20 protein-coding genes are annotated in these 17,258 nt (G+C 71.7%); 12 read left to right on the forward strand and 8 right to left on the reverse strand.

The window, feature by feature from the left end; all coding sequences use genetic code 11:
• The first annotated feature begins 53 nt into the window (after window positions 1-53).
• Entirely contained in the window at window positions 54-1,295 is a 1,242-nt protein-coding gene (locus MUY14_RS30910; protein WP_247014435.1) for an SLC13 family permease, read from the forward strand.
• Window positions 1,296-1,307: 12 nt separating this feature from the next.
• Window positions 1,308-1,685 carry a contact-dependent growth inhibition system immunity protein gene (locus tag MUY14_RS30915; protein WP_247025321.1) on the forward strand — a complete coding sequence of 126 codons (378 nt, stop codon included), beginning with the start codon at window positions 1,308-1,310 and terminating at the stop codon, window positions 1,683-1,685.
• A 1-nt stretch (window position 1,686) separates the two neighbouring features.
• Here MUY14_RS30915 and MUY14_RS30920 read toward each other — a convergent pair whose 3' ends face one another.
• From MUY14_RS30920 to MUY14_RS30935, 4 genes are all read right to left on the reverse strand, one after another.
• Window positions 1,687-3,429 (reverse strand): hypothetical protein, encoded by a 1,743-nt coding sequence (locus MUY14_RS30920; RefSeq protein WP_247014436.1) that lies wholly within the window; start codon window positions 3,427-3,429, stop codon window positions 1,687-1,689.
• 183 nt (window positions 3,430-3,612) lie between these two features.
• Window positions 3,613-4,731, reverse strand: coding sequence for a bifunctional RNase H/acid phosphatase (locus MUY14_RS30925; protein ID WP_247014437.1), 1,119 nt, complete (start codon window positions 4,729-4,731; stop codon window positions 3,613-3,615).
• Window positions 4,728-5,465 (reverse strand): zinc ribbon domain-containing protein, encoded by a 738-nt coding sequence (locus tag MUY14_RS30930; protein ID WP_247014438.1) that lies wholly within the window; start codon window positions 5,463-5,465, stop codon window positions 4,728-4,730. The genes MUY14_RS30925 and MUY14_RS30930 overlap by 4 nt, the downstream gene beginning before the upstream one ends.
• A 10-nt stretch (window positions 5,466-5,475) precedes the next feature.
• Window positions 5,476-6,297, reverse strand: a complete 822-nt coding sequence (locus MUY14_RS30935; RefSeq protein WP_247014439.1) for a Nif3-like dinuclear metal center hexameric protein — start codon at window positions 6,295-6,297, stop codon at window positions 5,476-5,478.
• A gap of 31 nt (window positions 6,298-6,328) precedes the next feature.
• Here MUY14_RS30935 and MUY14_RS30940 point away from each other — a divergent pair, with 31 nt between their 5' ends.
• Window positions 6,329-6,883, forward strand: coding sequence for a chorismate mutase (locus MUY14_RS30940; RefSeq protein ID WP_247014440.1), 555 nt, complete (start codon window positions 6,329-6,331; stop codon window positions 6,881-6,883).
• Between the two features lie 252 nt (window positions 6,884-7,135).
• On the opposite strand, the gene MUY14_RS30945 is transcribed toward MUY14_RS30940, so the two are convergent.
• Window positions 7,136-7,444 carry a hypothetical protein gene (locus MUY14_RS30945; protein ID WP_247014441.1) on the reverse strand — a complete coding sequence of 103 codons (309 nt, stop codon included), beginning with the start codon at window positions 7,442-7,444 and terminating at the stop codon, window positions 7,136-7,138.
• 75 nt (window positions 7,445-7,519) lie between these two features.
• Between MUY14_RS30945 and MUY14_RS30950 the strand changes: the two genes are divergently transcribed.
• From MUY14_RS30950 to MUY14_RS30970, 5 genes are all read left to right on the forward strand, one after another.
• A complete protein-coding gene (locus MUY14_RS30950) occupies window positions 7,520-8,281 on the forward strand; it encodes a GntR family transcriptional regulator (RefSeq protein WP_247014442.1) in 762 nt (253 codons plus the stop codon).
• A gap of 56 nt (window positions 8,282-8,337) precedes the next feature.
• Window positions 8,338-8,799, forward strand: a complete 462-nt coding sequence (locus MUY14_RS30955; protein ID WP_281506198.1) for a low molecular weight protein-tyrosine-phosphatase — start codon at window positions 8,338-8,340, stop codon at window positions 8,797-8,799.
• Window positions 8,800-8,883: 84 nt separating this feature from the next.
• Window positions 8,884-10,278: a ricin-type beta-trefoil lectin domain protein gene (locus MUY14_RS30960; RefSeq protein WP_247014443.1), complete on the forward strand. Its 1,395-nt coding sequence runs from the start codon at window positions 8,884-8,886 to the stop codon at window positions 10,276-10,278.
• A 79-nt stretch (window positions 10,279-10,357) separates the two neighbouring features.
• Window positions 10,358-11,188, forward strand: a complete 831-nt coding sequence (locus tag MUY14_RS30965; protein WP_247014444.1) for an SURF1 family protein — start codon at window positions 10,358-10,360, stop codon at window positions 11,186-11,188.
• A gap of 50 nt (window positions 11,189-11,238) precedes the next feature.
• On the forward strand, window positions 11,239-11,853 hold the full coding sequence (locus MUY14_RS30970) for an FMN-binding negative transcriptional regulator (RefSeq protein WP_247014445.1): 615 nt from the start codon (window positions 11,239-11,241) through the stop codon (window positions 11,851-11,853).
• A 41-nt stretch (window positions 11,854-11,894) separates the two neighbouring features.
• Here MUY14_RS30970 and MUY14_RS30975 read toward each other — a convergent pair whose 3' ends face one another.
• From MUY14_RS30975 to MUY14_RS30985, 3 genes are all read right to left on the reverse strand, one after another.
• Entirely contained in the window at window positions 11,895-12,206 is a 312-nt protein-coding gene (locus MUY14_RS30975; protein WP_247014446.1) for a hypothetical protein, read from the reverse strand.
• A gap of 163 nt (window positions 12,207-12,369) precedes the next feature.
• Window positions 12,370-13,260 carry a cobalamin biosynthesis protein gene (locus tag MUY14_RS30980; protein ID WP_247014447.1) on the reverse strand — a complete coding sequence of 297 codons (891 nt, stop codon included), beginning with the start codon at window positions 13,258-13,260 and terminating at the stop codon, window positions 12,370-12,372.
• 408 nt (window positions 13,261-13,668) lie between these two features.
• On the reverse strand, window positions 13,669-14,370 hold the full coding sequence (locus MUY14_RS30985) for a FadR/GntR family transcriptional regulator (RefSeq protein ID WP_247014448.1): 702 nt from the start codon (window positions 14,368-14,370) through the stop codon (window positions 13,669-13,671).
• Between the two features lie 85 nt (window positions 14,371-14,455).
• On the opposite strand from MUY14_RS30985, the gene MUY14_RS30990 reads away from it, so the two are divergent.
• From MUY14_RS30990 to MUY14_RS31005, 4 genes are all read left to right on the forward strand, one after another.
• Entirely contained in the window at window positions 14,456-14,950 is a 495-nt protein-coding gene (locus tag MUY14_RS30990) for a gluconokinase (protein WP_247014449.1), read from the forward strand.
• Complete coding sequence (locus tag MUY14_RS30995) at window positions 14,947-16,311, forward strand: gluconate:H+ symporter (protein WP_247014450.1); 1,365 nt, start codon at window positions 14,947-14,949, stop codon at window positions 16,309-16,311. The genes MUY14_RS30990 and MUY14_RS30995 overlap by 4 nt, the downstream gene beginning before the upstream one ends.
• 103 nt (window positions 16,312-16,414) lie before the next feature.
• Window positions 16,415-16,735 carry a helix-turn-helix transcriptional regulator gene (locus MUY14_RS31000; protein WP_086671947.1) on the forward strand — a complete coding sequence of 107 codons (321 nt, stop codon included), beginning with the start codon at window positions 16,415-16,417 and terminating at the stop codon, window positions 16,733-16,735.
• Entirely contained in the window at window positions 16,732-17,238 is a 507-nt protein-coding gene (locus MUY14_RS31005; protein ID WP_247014451.1) for an SRPBCC domain-containing protein, read from the forward strand. Before MUY14_RS31000 ends, MUY14_RS31005 begins: the two co-directional genes overlap by 4 nt.
• The last annotated feature ends 20 nt before the right edge of the window (window positions 17,239-17,258 follow it).

The raw sequence follows: 17,258 nt of genomic DNA on the forward strand, positions 1-17,258 counted from the left end.
CCGCCGCCGTGGTCAGGCGGGGCGCGTCGGCGGGCGTCGATTAGCGTGAGCACGTGAACTTCTGGGCAGGGGCGGGCAGCCTCGCGCTGCTGGCCGTCGTGCTGGTCTTCGCCATCGTCCGGCCGCGCGGGTGGCCCGAAGCCGTCGCCGCGGTGCCGGCCGCGGGGCTCGCCCTGCTGCTCGGGCTCGTGCGACCCGAAGCGGCCGGCGACCGGGCCGTCGAGATCCTCCCGACGCTGGGCTTTCTGGCCGCCATTCTCCTGTTGTCCTTTTTGGCCAGTGTCGACGGCGTCTTCAGCTGGCTCGGCAACCGCCTGGCCGAGGCGTGCCACGGCAAACCGCGGCGGCTGCTGGTGCTCACCTTCGCCGCCGCGGCCGGGGTGACCGCGATCCTCAGCCTGGACGCCACCGTCGTCCTGCTCACCCCGGTCGTCCTCGCGACGGCGAAGAGCCTCGAACTCCCGCCCCGCCCGCACGTCTACGCGTGCGCGCACCTGGCCAACTCCGCGTCGACGCTGCTGCCGGTGTCCAACCTGACGAACCTCCTGGCGTTCGCCGCGTCGGGGCTGACGTTCGCCGGGTTCACCGCGCTGATGGCGTTGCCGTGGCTGGTCACGATCGCCATCGAGCTGGCGGTGTTCCTGCGGTTCTTCGCCGCCGACCTGCGGCCCCGCGAGACCGCCGAACCGAAGCAGCACCTCGAAACGCCGACGTTCGCACTGGTCGTCCTCGTCCTGACGCTGGTGGGCTTCGGCGTCGGCCAGCTCGGCCACGTCGAACCGGTGTGGATCGCGGCGCTCGCGGCGCTGATCCTGGGCGTCCGGGCACTGGCGAGGGGCAAGATCCGGCCGTGGCAGCTGGTCACCGAGGCCTCGCCGCAGCTGTGCCTGTTCGTGCTGGGCCTGGCGGTCGTGGTGGAGGCGGTGTCGGAGCACGTCCTGGGCGGCCTCCTCGGCGACCTCCTGCCGACGTCGACCGGCCTGCCGGACCTCCTGATCGCGGCCGGGGTGGCGGCGCTGCTGGCCAACCTGGTCAACAACCTGCCGGCGACGCTGATCCTGCTGTCGGTCCTCGGCCCGCACCCGGCCCCGGGCGTGCTGCTGGCGGTCCTGCTGGGCGTGAACATCGGCCCGAACGCGACCTACCTGGGTTCACTGGCGACGCTGCTGTGGCGCCGGACGCTCCCGGCACCCCCGTCGGCCCGCACCTTCCACGCGCTGGGGATCATCACGACGCCGTTGTGCCTGGCCGCGGCGACCGGGGCGTTGTGGCTGAGCCTGAGCCTGGCGAGCTGAGCCGTGGTCGACATGTCGCTGAGCCTCGAACAGCTCGAGGGCCACACCTGGGACGCTCCGCCCGCTGACTCGACCCGGCTGGTCCGGACCGCGCACGAACTCCGGCGCAAGCCGGTCGGTGACCTGGGCGCCGAGGACCTGCGGCTCCTGCTGCTCCAGCACGTGGGCATCGAGCTGCTGGTGCCCCTCGCGCTCGACTTCCTGGAGCGGGATCCGCTCGCCGAAGGCGACTGCTACCCCGGTGCCCTGCTGGTCGCCCTGCTGAAGGTCCCGCCGGACCACTGGCGACCTCGAGAACTCCACCGCGTGTCGAGGGTGGTCGAGAACCTCGACGCGCCGGAGCGCGTCCAGCGGCAGATCGACGCCTTCCGCGCCGCGAACAACCCCTGACTCAGCTGGGCATCGTGATCGTCTGGCCCGGCTTCATCGTCGCCCCGCAGTCGTCCAAAGGCCCGCCGAAGCGGTCCGCCGCCACCGCCGGGATCGTCTTCGCCGCGTAGTCCTGCGCCGCCTTCAGCTTCGCCGGGTCCGTCACCGCGTCGCGGCGCACCCAGTCGCCGTTGCGCAGGCCTTCGATCGGCGAGCTGTAGATCAGCACGTAGTCACGGTCCAAGCGCGGGTCCAGAGCGATGCCGTTCCCCGCCGCCCAGGGGCCCCACGAGTGGATGAACGTCGGCTTCACCGTGTCGAACACGTAGTTGCGCAGGCCCGCCAGGTCGTTGTCGTGGACCAGGTCCGCGATCGGCTTGTTGACCAGGCCCGCCATGTCGACCAGCTCCAGGCGGCTGGTCATCGACGAACCACCGAGGTCCGGCAGCAGCAGCGACGCCTTCTGGATGCCCAGGATGTCCGCGTACGTGTTGAAGCCGCGGCCGAAGCGGTCCGCCACCAGGCACGCCGTGATGTTGGGGTTCTTCGCGAACTTGTCCGCCGCCGACGCGAAGCCGATCGCCGACGGGATGAACGCGCCCACCAGGACGACGACCACGCCGACGCGCAGCAGGGCCTGGCGGTGGCGCAGCAGCTCGCCCGCCGACAGCGTGCCCGCGATGACCGCCAGCGGCCAGATCGGGCTGGCGAAGCGGTGCTGGTACATCCAGTCCGGGACCATCACGCCGTACGCGACGATCCCGAGCCCCAGCGGCACCAGCAGCGCGATCAGCGAACGCCGCCACGGGGCCTTGACCAGCGCGAACGCGAGCACGAGCGCCAGCACGGCCACGCCGGCCCAGCCCGCGTAGCCGACCAGCTCGAAGGGGCGCTTCACCGCGTCGAAGCCCGGCAGGCCCTGCTGCTTCGCCACCGACGGGTTGGCCAGCAGCCGCCCGAACTCGGCGTGGCGCCAGACGACGTACGCGCCGAACGGCACCGCGAACGCCGCCACCGACAGCAGGGCCAGGCGGAAGCTCTTCCAGAACAGGCCGCCGCGCAGCAGGAACAGCGCCGCCAGCGGGTACGCGCCCGCGTAGATCAGGCCTTCCGGCCGGGTCAGCGCGGCGAACGCCACCATGACGCCCGCCCAGATCGCGACCTTCGGGGTCAGCAGGCGGTCGTTGCGCACCGCGATGAACAGCGTCACGCCCAGCGTGACCACCGCGAACGCGAACAGCGAGTTCTCCAGGCCGGACACGACCCAGATGACGAACGACGGGATCGTCGCCAGCGTCAGGCCGGCGATCAGCGTGGCCAGCCACGCGAAGCGGGTGAAGATCTGCTTCGCGGCGAAGTGGCACGCGGTCAGGATGCCGCCGGTGAACAGCAGGCCCAGCACCTTCGGGAACAGCACGTAGTCGGGCAGCCCGAAGAGGGAGCCGTGGTCGAAGAGGCCGACGAGCTTGCCGAGGCCGAGCAGCACCATCCACGTCGGGTCGGAGAAGCCCTCGACCGGCGGGGCGCCCGGCTGCAGCACCGGGCCGAGGCCGTCGGCGAAGCTGCGGGCGTAGGAGAACGTGATGGCGGCGTCGTCGACGATCCAGTGGCCGTAGCGGATCGCGTGCACGGCGACCGCCGCGACGCCGGTGAGCACGGCCAGCACCGGCGCGAGCCGCGCGCCCCAGCTCCGCGCGGTCGTCGCGGGCACGGGGTCCTCGGGGACGTCGCTCGGAGAGGTCTCGGTGAGTGCGCTAGCCGTCATGTCCTCGTCACTGTTCCGCCCGCAGGCTTCTGCCGGTGGGATACGCGCGAGCCGGCGCCCCCTGAAGTGGGTCGAGCTGGAGACCCGCCACCGCGGCGACGCGGTCGAGACACTGTAGCCAATACCCCATCGGGGGTCGGCCACGCGTCGGCATTGAGCGTGATCCACCCCACATTCGACCGGTCAGGACAAGTGCGAGGTGTCGTTGACGAGGCGGACCGACGCGTTGCCGTCCGGGTAGAACTCGACGATCGACAGCGACGCCAGGTCCAGGTGCAGCCGGAACAGCAGCTGCGGGCCGGCGTCGAGGCCCATCCGCAGCAGCGTCTTGATCGGCGTCACGTGGCTGACCAGCAGCAACGTCCGGCCGCCGTGCTCGGCGATCAGCTCGTCGCGGGCCTTGCGGACGCGCCGGTGGACGACGTCGAAGCTCTCGCCGCCCGGGGGCGGCACCGCGCTGTCGCCCAGCCACGAACCGTGCAGCTCGGGGTCGCGGTCGGCGGCTTCGGCGAACGTCAGGCCTTCCCAGTCGCCGAAGTCGGTCTCGATGAGGCCGGGGTGGGTCTCGACGCGGCCGCCGAGCGCGTCGGCGACGGCCTGCGCGGTCTGCTTCGTGCGGGTCAGCGGCGAGGAGATGATCGGGACGGCCTCGCCGTCGACGACCAGGCCGTCCATCGCGGCCAGCCGCTTCGCCGCCGCCGCGGCCTGCGCGCGGCCCAGTTCGGTGAGCGGGACGTCGCCGCGGCCGGAGTAGCGGCGCAGCGCCGACATCTCCGTCTGGCCGTGGCGCAGCAGGAGCAGCCGGGTCGGCGTGCCCTTCGCACCGGTCCAGGCCACCGTCGCGCGGTCCGGCTTGCGGGTCGGCAGCTTCGGCGGCTTCGCCGTGGCGGGCTTGCCGGCGGCTTCGTCCATGGCCTCGTTGGCCAGGCGGTCGGCGTGGGAGTTCTGCGCGCGCGGGATCCACTCGTACTTGACGCGCGTGAACCCGGCGGCCAGCTCCTTGGCCCGCTCGGCCAGCGGCTGCATGTCCGGGTGCTTGATCTTCCAGCGCCCGGACATCTGCTCCACCACGAGCTTCGAGTCCATCCGGACGTCCACAGTGGACGCACCGAGCTCGGCCGCGGCGGCCAGCCCGGCGATCAGCCCGCGGTACTCGGCGACGTTGTTGGTGACGACGCCGAGGCCTTCCTTGCGCTCGGCGAGCACCTCTCCGTCGGCGTCCTTGACCACGGCGCCGTATCCGGCGGGCCCGGGGTTGCCCCGGGATCCGCCGTCGGCCTCGATGACGACGTGCGAGGTCACAGACCCGACTCCACGGTCCGGACCAGGATCGCGCCGCAGTTCTCGCACTGGATGACCTCGTCCTCGGGCGAGCCCTTGATCTCGTTGACGGTGTTGCGGTCCATCTCCAGCTGGCAGGCACCGCACCGACGGGCGCGGAGCAGGGCGGCACCGATGCCCTTGTGCTCACGGACCCGCTCGTACAGCTTGAGCAGCGGCTCCGGGAAACGCGGCAGCAGCTTCGCGCGGTCCTCGTCGCGGCGGGCGCGGATGGTGTCGAGGTCCTTGAACGCCTCGTCGCGGCGGACGATCGCGGCGGCGACCTCGGCTTCGGCCTTGTCGACCTCGGCGCCGGTGCGCTGCGCGTCCAGGCCCAGCGCCTCGCGCTGCTCCATCAGCTCCAGCAGGTCGTCCTCGAGCGCGCGCTGGCGCCGTTCCAGCGTCTGCAGTTCGTGCTCGATGTCGGTCATCTGCTTCGAGTTCACCGAGCCGGACGCGAGGAGCTTGCGGTCGCGGTCCTCCCGGGCGCGCACCGACTCGATCTCCTTCTCCTGCCGGGCGACCTCGCGGTCCAGGTCGGAGGCGGCGGTCTCCACCGAGACGAGCGCGTCGCGGCGCTCGCGGGCGAGCTTCTCCCCCGCGTCGATCTCGGCCAGCTCCGGCAGGGTGCGGCGGCGGTGCGCGGTGCGCGAGAGCTCGGCGTCCACCTTGGCGAGCTCGAGCAACTGGCGCTGCACGGCGGGTTCGGCCTTCACGGTGCTCCTCTTAATTCGATGTGCGCTCGGCGCGGACGTTCCACGGGTCGGTGCACCGCGTGGAGACGCAGATGTCGACGTTACCCGCAAACGCTCGCGCCACGACCGCCGAGGCTTGCCCGCACCACGGCCATTCGCTGGCCCAGTGGGTCAGCCCGACCAGCGCGGGCACCGGGTGCGCCCCGGCGAGGTGCTCACCGGCGGGGTGATGGCGCAGGTCGGCGGTGACGTAGGCGTCGACCCCGGCCGCGGTGGCCTGCTTCAGGTAGGAGTCGCCGGCCCCGCCGGAGACGGCGACGGTGCGGATCAACCGGTCCTCATCGCCCGCCCCGAGCACCCCGGGCACGGTCTCGGGCAGCGCGTCGGCGACCCGCTGCACGAACATCGCGAACGGCTCGGGCTCGGGCAGCTCGCCGAGGCGGCCGATGCCGGTGACGCCGTCGGCGTTGGGCGCGAGCGGGCCGGTCACGCGGAGCCCGATCGCCTGCGCGAGCGCGTCGGAGACACCGGGGTCGGCCGAATCGGCGTTGGTGTGGGCGCAGTAGAGGGCGATACCGGCGCGGATCATCCGGTGCACGAGCGCGCCCTTGGCGGTGTCGGCCGGGACGCCGTGCACCCCGCGCAGGAGCAGCGGGTGGTGCGCGACGATCAGCTGCGCGCCGAGGTCGGCGGCTTCGTCGACGGTCTCGGCGACCGGGTCGACGCAGAAGAGCACGCGCGTGACGGGCTCGGCCGGATCGCCGCAGACGAGGCCGACGGCGTCCCACGACTCGGCGAGCGCGGGCGGGTAGGCCTGCTCCAGCACGGTGATGACTTCGGAGAGTGCGGGCATCCCGGGATCTTCGCATGTACGGTCGTGCGCCATGCGGGTACTGGCTGTGCTCTTCGCGGTGGTGTCCGGTCTTCTGGTGGCGGCGCTCCCGGCGTCGGCTTCTCCCCCTGGCTTGTGGCGGCTCACCGACCTGGCCGCGCAGCGCGTGGAAATAGCCGATCAGGTGGCGGCGGCGAAGTACGGAACGCCGTCACCGATCGACGACCCGGTGCGCGAACAGCAGATCTACGACTCGGTTTCGGCGCGCGCCCCGGGCCTCGGCCTGGCCCCGGCGGACGCGGTGCGGTTCTTCCGCGCGCAGATCGAGGCGAACAAGGTGGTGCAGCGCGGGCTTTACACGCGCTGGGACGCGCACCCGGCGGAAGTTCCTTCGCCCCGCCCGGATCTCGCGGTGATCCGCCCGGTGATCGACCGGCTGAACACGGGGTTGCTGACGGAGCTGGCGGCGACTTCCGCGGTACGGGCGGCGCATTCGTGCCCGGCGCGCCAGCTGGTGGCGGCGGGGGTGACGGACGTCGTCCACCACTTCGACGCACTGCACACCCGCGCCCTCGGCACGGCGACGTCGGCTACCTGCTTGGGCTGAGGGGCCCTCGGCAGCGGCTGCCTGCGCGAGCCGGGGAGGCGCCCCGGCGGCGTCTGGCCGCCGCCGCCGTGAGCGCCGCGTGGGGCGTCAGTTGCAGTTGCCGCAGCAGCCGCAGCCCTGACCGGTGCACTTCGAGCAGCATCCGTGCATGATCGCTTTCCTTCCGGTTCGCGTCCTCGCGTGATCACGCTAAGTGCCGGTCGCGGGCCGCGGGTACCGCCGAGCGAGCGGGTGACGGGGTGAACCAGCCGGTTACGCAGGCGAAGGGGGCATTCCACGAAGGGTCTCGCACTGGGCGGCCAGGGCCGGATGAGTCCGGCCGACGCTGATCCGCATCGCCCGCCGGTAAGCCAGGTCGCACTCCCAGCAGGTTTTCAGCGGAGGCCTTCGCGCGTAGTTCTCAAAGACGACCTCGTGCTCCTCGCCGCACAGCGTGGTGAGGATGCCGTTGCCGAAGTCGATATCGGCAACCCAGTGCCAGATGTCGTCGAGGCTGGCTGGATCCGGGCCTTGTCCAGGTAGACGATCAGACTCACCGGAGCACCGCCTCAAACTCGTCATGACGTCTTGATAAGACAACGGTCACACGCGATCGTCGACTGGTCAAGACGAGTTGACGAGTGGAGAATGTTCCGCATGGTGGACCGTACGAGTGGAGTTCCCGCGTTCCGGCAGGTCGCGACCGATCTTCGCCGGAAGATCGATGCTGGCGAATACGCGCCTGGAGCCAAGCTTCCGAGTGAACGCGAGCTGATCGACACCTATGGCGTTTCGCGGCCGACCGTCCGTGAGGCGGTGAACCTCCTGCGGTCCGAAGGCGTGGTGGACGTCGAGCACGGCCGTGGCGTGTTCGTGCGCCCACCGTCGAACATCCAGCGGCTCGCGCGCGCCCGGCTTTCCCGTGATGCGCGCGAACGGAACGAAGGCGCGTTCATGGCCGAAGCGAAGGCGAAGGGGTTCACCGCGGCGAGCAACGTCAAGGTCCGCTTCGAACGCGCCGACGAACGGGCAGCCGGATATCTGCAGGTACCGGTCGGAACCGACGTGACCGTAAGGGATCGGGTGATGCGGGCCGACGGACTGGTGGCTCAGCTCGCGGTGTCCCGGCTGCCGCGTGAACTGACCCGGGGCACCGCGATCGAGAAGATCAACACGGGCGACGGCGGAACTTACGCTCGCCTCGAAGAGGCGGGGCACGTGATCGGCTCGTTCGCCGAGCACGTGGGCGCCCGGATGCCGACTCCGGACGAAGTGTCGCTGCTCCAGCTCGCCGGCGGCGTCCCGGTCCTGACGGTCACGCGCGTGGCCTACGGAACCGGTGGCAGGGCACTGGAGATGAACGACATCGTGCTCCCGGCCAGCCTCTACCAACTGTCGTACGAGTGGCCGGCGGACTGATCGAGACCGCCGAGCGAGCGGGTGACCGGGTGAACCGGCCGGTTACGCTCGCGCACGTGACCCACATCGTCTTCGTCTGCTCCGGCAACATCTGCCGCTCCCCGATGGCCGAACTGGTGTTCCGGGCCAAGCTCGAAGAAGCTCACCTCGGCGATGCCGTCCGCGTCACCAGTGCCGGTACCGGGCCGTGGCACGCCGGGGAACCCGCCGACAAACGTGCTCGCGCGACGCTGAAAGCGCACGGCTACCCCACCGCGCACGTCGCCTCCGAAGTCTCCGGCGAAGACCTCGCCGCCGATCTGCTGCTGGCCGCCGACGAAGGGCACGCCGAGTTCCTGCGGTCGCGGGTCGAAGACCCCGCCAAGGTGCGGCTGCTGCGCTCGTTCGACCCGTCCGCGCCCGAAGGCGCCGAGGTCCCGGACCCCTACTACGGCGGCGACGACGGCTTCGAGGACGTCCTCGGCATGGTCGAACGCGCGGTGCCCGGCTTGCTCGACTGGGTCCGCGCCGAGCGGTGACCGGCGTCACAGCCGATCTTCGTACGGTTGCGCGGGGCGCGCCCGATAAGCCCTCCGGCATCGTCGTCGATGAGGGGAAAACGCGTGCTCAAAAGGATTTCGGGCGTTTTGGCGCTCGTGACCGCGGCCGGCTTCGTGGCCGCCGGTCCGGCCGGAGCGATCGCCGGGGGAAGTCAAGCCGCCGAAGGAACGTATTCGTACGTCGCCAAGGTGAACACCGCCGGGCGGGGCTGCACCGGGGCGCTCGTCGCGCCGCAGTGGGTGCTCACCGCCACGACCTGCTTCGGCGACGCCGCGACGCCCGCGGGCCCGCCGCCGGCCGCGGCCACCGTGACCGTCGGGGGCCGGACCACCGCGGTCGCCTCGCTCGTGCCGCGGCCGGACCGGAACCTCGTCCTGGCCCGGCTCGACGCGCCCGTCTTCACCGTCGCGCCGGTCGCCCTCGGGACCTCGCCCGTCAGCACCGGCGAAACCCTGCGGCTCGCCGGCTACGGCCGGACCGCGACCGAATGGGTGCCGGACCGGTTGTCGACCGCCCCCTTCACCGTCGCCTCGAGCACCGCGACCACGCTGAACGTCACGGCCGACGCCACCACCTGCAAGGGTGACGCGGGCGGTCCGGCGCTGCGCGAGACCGGCGGCGTGACCGAGCTGGTCGCGATCAACAACGCGTCGTGGCAGCACGGCTGCATCGGCGAGACCGAAACGCGCAACGGCACCACGGAAACCCGGCTCGACGACCTCACGGACTGGGTGCGCGCCCAGATCCCGCCGTACGCGATCCGCAACTTCAACGGCCTGTGCACCGGCGCCGGCACCCAGGTGACCACCGCGGCGTGCGCGGCGGACAACGCCGGGCAGCGGTGGACGCTCCCCGGGGACGGCACGGTCCGCACCGCGGCCGGCCTCTGCCTCGCCGTGACCGGGACGTCGGTCGTGACCGCCGCCTGCACGGGGGTCCCGGAGCAGCAGTGGCGCTTCCCCGGCGACGGCACGCTGCGGACGGCGGCCGGCACCTGCGCCGACATCGGCAGCAACGCGGCGGGCGCGGCGCTGCTCGTCACCGGCTGCGTCGCCGGCAACCTGAGCCAGCAGTGGTTCCTCAAGGGCGACGGCACGCTGCGCAACCACAACGGGCTCTGCGCCGACCTGGGCTCCAACGCCGAGAAGACCCCGATCACCGTCGTGACCTGCGGCGAAGGCCTGGTCAGCCAGCGCTGGGGCCTCCTGGGCGGCACGCTCGTCAACACCAACCGCCTGTGCGCCGACCTCGGGTCCGACGCCCCCGGCACGCGGGTGATCATGGTCGCGTGCCGGGCGGGCGCGGTCAGCCAGCAGTGGTTCCTCAAGGGCGACGGCACGCTGCGCAACCACAACGGCCTGTGCGCCGACCTGGGCTCCAACGACCCGGGCACGCGGGTGATCACGGCCGCCTGCGTCGCCGGGAACCTGAGCCAGCAGTGGCGGCTCGACCGCTGAGTCCCGTTCGTCCCGGCCTCCGTCACAGGTGGCGGAGGCCGGGACGCGGCCGGGCCGGGGCACGGCCTACCGTGGTGGGGTGCGGTTGCGGTTCCTGCTCAAGCCCGGGTGGCTGGCTCTGACGGCGGTGGTGTTCACCTTCGCCGTCTGCTGCTTCACGCTCCTGTCGCCGTGGCAGTTCAGCCGCAACACCGAACGCGAGCAGCAGAACTCCGCGCTGGAGACGTCGTTCACGGCCGCGCCGCTGCCGCTGACGCAGCTGCTGCCGCCGGGGAGCGTGATCGGCCCGCAGACCGAATGGCACCTCGTCTCGATCACCGGCCGGTACCTGCCGGACAAGGAGGTCGTCGCGCGGCTGCGGACGGTGCAGGGCGAGGGCGCCTTCGAGGTGCTGACGCCGTTGCAGACCACCGACGGCACCGTCGTGCTCGTCGACCGCGGCTACGTCCGGCTCGACAGCAAGTCCGGCGCGCTGCCGTTCGCGCCGCCGCCACCCGGCGTCGTGACGGTGACCGCGCGGGCGCGCGCCGACGAAACGGACCCGAAGAACCGCGACGCGTTCGCCGACGCCTCGACTGGCGGGCGGCTGCAGAGCTACGTCGTCGATTCGCGGGTCGTCGCGCGGGCGGCGAAGCTCGACATCCGGCCGGGCTACTTCCAGCTCGACACCGGCCAGCCCGGCGTGCTCGGCGCGCTGCCGCTGCCGCAGACGGACTCGGGACCGTTCCTGTCGTACGCGCTGCAGTGGATCGCGTTCGGCGCGATGGCGCTGCTCGGCTGGCTGTACTTCACCGTGCGCGAGCTGAAGCCCGGCGGCGCGCTCGATTCGTCGCCGACGCCGGCGCGCCGCAAGTCGGTCGCGGAGATCCTGGCCGAGGACGAACTCGCCGAAAGTGGCCATCAGAAGTAAGCCGGAAATGGCCCTTCGGCGCGGCCACTTGCCCGGGTGACACTGCGGGCATGCTGATCCACCCTTGGGACGCCGCCGACGACTCCGAATGGCGGGAGTGGCTGTCCTCGCACGACTTCGGCCAGCTGATCGCCGGCGGCACCGGGCGCGACCTGCCGGTGGTGACCCCGGCGCACTTCGCGTTCGACGGCGACCGCACGGTCGTCACGCACCTGGCGCGGCCCAACCCGATCTGGCCGCTGCTGGAGGAGCACCCGCGGGCGCTGCTGACGGTGGTCGACGACTACACCTACATCCGCGCGGACTGGAACACGACCGCGGACCCGGCGCGCGGGGTGCCGACGTCGTACTACGCGACCGTGCAGCTCGAGGGCGACATCCGGCTGGTCGACGACCCGGCGGCGAAGGCGGCACTGCTGGACGAGCAGCTGCGGCACTTCGAGCCCGACGGCGCGCGGGCCGCGGTCAGCGCCACGGAGGCGCCGGACAAGCGGCTGCTGCCGGGGATCCGCGGGATCGAGTTCACGATCACCGGCGTCCGGGCGAAGTTCAAGTTCGGCGGCAACAAGACGGCCGAGGACCGGGACCGGATCGGCGCCCGGCTGACCGAGCGCGGCGGGCGGCTGGACACGGAGGCGGCGACGCAGCTGCGCCGCCGCGGCTGAGGGGACGCCCCCTCAGCCGCGTTCGGTCAGTCGCCTTCGGGTCAGCCTCCGCAGGCCGCGACCGGCTGCACGGCCAGGTCGCCGTCGATGGTCTCGCCGGTGGCGTGGTTCAGCGCGTGCACGGTCATGTGCTGGACCCGGCCGGGCTGGTTGACGGTCGGGTGCTGCTCCCGGATCCCGGCGGGCGTCGAGACGTCGTCGCCGGTGAAGAAGACCAGGCCGTTGTCGGCGAAGGTGATCGTCCAGACCTGACCGGCGACGTTCGTGTGGATCTCGAACTCCTCGCCGACGACGAACGAGCCGCCCGGGCCGTCGTCGTCGTGCTTGGACCTAAGCGTCCACGAGGTGCCCATGCTGCCGACGCTGTCGGTTGTGCCGCGGCGACCAAGCACGAGCGGCCCCCGCCCTATCCCTGGAGGCGGCCCCTAGGCCAGTCTATCGGTGCCCCACGACAAAACTGCCCCAGCGCAAGCGAAGCCGCCCGGTTGTCCACACCCGGCCGCCCCTGTGGACAGCTCAGCGCGAGCGGCGCCGCAAGCCCGCCACGACGGCCAGCACCACCGAGGTCACGGCGGCCAGCCAGCCGACGACCCGGGACAGCTCGACGGCCCGCGTCACGTGACCGGCGTCCGGGTTGCGCCCGACGCCGAGGACCGGCAGCTCGGCCACGCCGTGCGGGTACACCGTCCGGCCGCCGACGCGGACCTCCAGCGCGCCCGCGAACGCCGCCTCGACGCGCCCCGCGTTCGGGCTCGGGTGGGCGATCGTGTCGCGGCGCCACGCGCGCCAGGCGCCACCGGCCGAGCCGCCGACGACCGGGGCCGCCAGGACGGTCAACGCCGCCGCCACGCGGGTCGGGACCAGGTGGACGAGCTCGTCGAGCCGATCGATCGCCCAGTGCCCCCGCCGCCCGACGCGGGCCCGGCGCAGCAGGCTCACGGCGCGCGCCCCGGCCAGCCCGGGAACGCCCGCGAGCGCGCCCCACACCAGCGGGGCGACGACGGCGTCGGAGGTGTTTTCCGCCAGCGTCTCGACCGAGGCGCGGGACAACGCGATCGCCCCGAGGCCGTCGGCGACCCGCGGGTCCAATTCGGACAGTGTCGTGCGCGCCGGCTCGAAGCGGCACTCTTCGAGGTCACGCGCGAGTTCGGTGCCTTGCACGGCCAGCCCGGCGGCCCCGAGGACCGCCCACGTCGTGACGGCCGTCGCCGAGGCTTGGACGAGCGGCCGCCCGCGACCGGCCCGCTCCATCAGCACGCCACCCACGACGGCGGCACCCGCGACGAGAGCGCCACGGCCGGGGGTGAGCCGCCGGAAAGCCGTGACGGGCGGACGGCGGCGGGGGTCGCCGAGGGCGCCGTCGGCCGCCACACCCAAGACCAGTCCGATCGCGCGCGCCGCGCTCACCCGTGCCCCCCGGCGGAAGAAAACTGCAGTTCCTGAGGAGGCTACTCGACCCCGGAACCCGCCTCGCGGCGTGTCCGCCTGCCCCACCGGCTCGCACGACGACCACCTGCACTCGCCTCGCGCGACCGCCGCCCGGCCGATGTCCGCCTCGGCTCACGCACCGCACGACGACCGCGGGACCCACCTCATCGGCGCCGCACGACCGACCGCCCGGCTGCGACACGAGCGTCCGCCTCACCGGCATCCGGACGACAGCCCACCTTCACCGACCGACCGGCCGCCGCACGAGCACCCGCCTCACCGGCTCTCCGGCATCCGCACGACGGTCCACTCCCACCAACCGCCCGAGCACCCCATCTGGCCCCGCCTGGCCGACATTCGCACGACAGTCCACCCGCCGGCCTCGGGCTACTCCACCAGGGCCGCGATCTCCTCCCGCGCCTGCACCACGATGTCCCGCATCGCCCGCTCGGCCCGGTCCGCCTCCCCCGCCGCCACCGCCGCCGCCACCTCCAAGTGCAGCGCCACCGCCTCGGGCTGCGGCTCCGGGGGCATCAACCCGTGCCCCGTCCGCCCCGTCAGCACCTCCGCCACGACCTCCGACAGCTGCGCGAACATCGGGTTCCGCGAAGCACTCAGCAGCAGGTCGTGAAAAGCGATGTCGAACTCGAGGAAAGTCGGCAGGTCCCGCGCCCGGGCAGTCCGCGCCAGCCGCTCCCCCAACGCCCCGAGCCGACCTCGCTCCTCCGGCGTCGCCCGCAAAGCCGCGTACCGGGCCGCGCAGGGTTCGATCGCCGACCGGAGCTCGTTCAGCGTGGCCAGCGCCGCCGGGCGGCCCGGCCCGTCGAGTTGCCAGCGGATCAGCCGCGGGTCGTAGTGGTTCCACTCCGCCGTCTCGCGGACGGTCACCCCGACCCGGCGCTTGCTGCTCGTCAGCCGCATCGTCTCCAGGACCCGGACGACCTCGCGGGCCACCGTCCGCGAAGCTCCGAAGCGCTCTTGCAGCTCTTCGGAGCGCAAGACGGTGCCCGGGGGCAGCGATCCGTTCGCGATCGCCGCGCCCAGCTCGTCCAGTACCTGCTCGTGCCTCACCTCACCCAACCTAGTCATCTGACTCGATTAAGTAGTACTTCATCTTGAATAAGTAGTACTTTTGAGTTTGACTCTCCTGGGCACAACGACGTGGGAGGTGCGGATGACCGTCATCGTGGTGATGGGGGTGTCAGGCTCCGGGAAGACGACGATCGGGACCGCGCTCGCGCGGGCGCTGGACGTCGAATACGCCGAGGCGGACACGTTCCACCCGAAGGCCAACATCGACAAGATGACCGCGGGGCACCCGCTGACCGACGAGGACCGCGCCCCCTGGCTCGAGGCCATCGCCGGCTGGATCCGGGAGCACCAGGCCGCCGGGGGTGTCGTGACGTCGTCCGCGCTCAAGCGCCGGTACCGGGACGTGCTGCGGACCGGCGGGAACGTCTGGTTCGCCCACCTGCACGGGGACCGCGAGGTCCTCGCCGAGCGCATGCAGTCGCGCTCGGGTCACTTCATGCCGGTGTCGCTGCTGGACTCCCAGCTCGCCGACCTCGAACCCCTCGAGCCGGACGAGCCCGGCGCGATCTTCGACATCCGCGAGTCGCCCGCCGCCATCACCGACGCCGCCCTCACCGCTTTCCGGGAGCGCTCATGACCACCCTCGCCGCCGCCTGGACCGGCCACGACACCCGCCTGATCGCCGCGACCGTCGTCGCGATCGCCGTCATCGTCGTGCTGATCACCAAGGTGAAGCTGCACCCGTTCCTGTCGCTGGTGCTCGGCTCGCTCGTGCTCGGGCTGACCGCCGGGATGCCGGTCGACAAGCTGCTCAAGAGCTTCACGACCGGCGTCGGCAGCACGGTCGCGTCGGTCGGCATCCTGATCGCGCTCGGCGCGATGCTCGGCAAGCTGCTGGCCGACTCGGGCGGCGCCGACCAGATCGTCGACACCGTGCTCGGCAAGGCCCGCGACAAGAGCCTCCCGTGGGCGATGGCGCTCGTCGCCGCGCTGATCGGGCTGCCGATGTTCTTCGAGATCGGGCTCGTCATGCTGATCCCGGTGGTGCTGCTCGCGGTCAAGCGCACCGGGAAACCGTTGATGCTGCTGGGAATTCCCGCGGTGGCCGGGCTTTCGGTGCTGCACGGCCTCGTCCCGCCGCACCCCGGCCCGCTCGCCGCGGCGGGCGCGCTGAACGCGAACGTCGGGATCACGCTGGCGTTCGGCCTGCTCGTCGGCATCCCGACGCTGGTCATCGCGGGCCCGCTGTTCGGCAAGCTGGCCGCCCGGCTGGTGCCGGACGCCGCGCCGCCCGAGCGCCTGATTCCCGAGCGCGCGGACACCGGCAAGCCGCGCCCGAGCTTCGCCGCGACGCTCACGACGGTGCTGCTGCCGGTCGTGCTCATGCTGGCGAAAGCGCTCTCCGACATCCTGCTGGCCAAGGACAGCCAGGCCCGCAAGATCCTCGACTTCGTCGGCGACCCGCTGATCGCGCTGCTGGTGGCGGTCCTGGTCGGCATGGTGCTGCTGGGCCGCCCGGCCGGGCTCGGCCGCGACAAGCTGTCCACTGTGGTCGGTGACTCGCTCGGCCCGGTCGCGGGCATCATCCTCATCGTCGGCGCGGGTGGCGGGTTCAAGCAGACCCTGGTCGACGCCGGCGTCGGCGACGTCATCACCGGCCTGGCCAAGGACGCGAACCTTTCCCCGCTCCTGCTCGGCTGGCTGGTCGCGGTGGCGATCCGCCTGGCCACCGGCTCGGCCACGGTCGCGACGGTCTCGGCGGCGGGCATCGTGGCCCCGCTGGCGGCGGGGATGGACCCGTCGCAGAGCGCACTGCTCGTCCTGGCGATCGGCGCCGGGTCGCTGTTCTTCTCGCACGTCAACGACGCCGGGTTCTGGCTGGTGAAGGAGTACTTCGGGCTCTCGGTGGGCCAGACCCTGAAGAGCTGGTCGGTGATGGAGACGCTGATCTCGGTGGTGGCGATCGCCCTGATCCTCCCCCTCTCCCTGCTGGTCTAGAACCGCACTTTCACGTGAAAGTGATCCGGAGGACGCCTCCGGATCACTTTCACGTGAAAGTGCGGCGTTGACATGTGACCTTTTGGTCACCTATCTTGAGGACGTGCAAGACGACCTGGTGTTCAAGGCGCTGGCGGATCCGACCCGCCGGTTCCTGCTCGACCTGCTCTTCGAGCGTGACGGCCGCACGCTCACCGAGCTGGAGACCCAGGTCGAGATGACCCGCTTCGGCGTCATGAAGCACCTGAAGCTGCTGGAAGAAGCCGGGCTCGTCGTCACGCGCAAGGACGGCCGCGAGAAGCGGCACTTCCTGAACCCCGTGCCGATCCGGCAGATCCACGACCGGTGGATCGACAAGTACACCGAGCGCCACGTCACCGCGCTGCTCGACCTCAAGAACGAACTGGAAGGCGAAGAACCATGACGACCACCGTGCAGGTCCACCGCGTCTACATCAAGGCCACCCCGGAGCGCATCTGGGAAGCCATCACGAAGCCCGAGTGGACGCAGAAGTACGGCTACACCGGCCTCGCCGACTTCGACCTCAAGGTCGGCGGCAAGCACCGCACCCGCCCGACGCAGGCGTTCATCGACGCCGGGTTCACCGGGGACCTCGTCGACGGCGAAGTCCTCGAAGTCGACCCGCCGCGCAAGCTCGTCATCACGTGGAAACTGCTGATGGGTCCCGAAGGGATGGGCGCCGAGCCGTACACGACGCTCACCTACGACATCGAGGCGACGAAGACGGCCGGCACCAGACTGACCGTCACCCACGACGTCACCGGCGCGCCGCTCACCGCCGACATGGTCGCCGGGGTGCACGAAGACGTCAACGCCGGGCCGGGCGAGAACGCCGGTGGTGGCTGGGACTGGATCCTCTCGGACCTCAAGTCCCTGCTGGAGACCGGCGAAATCCTGGTGCCGTAAGGGGGTCTGGCGGGACCTGT

The organism is Amycolatopsis sp. FBCC-B4732, assembly GCF_023008405.1.
Lineage (GTDB): Bacteria > Actinomycetota > Actinomycetes > Mycobacteriales > Pseudonocardiaceae > Amycolatopsis > Amycolatopsis pretoriensis_A.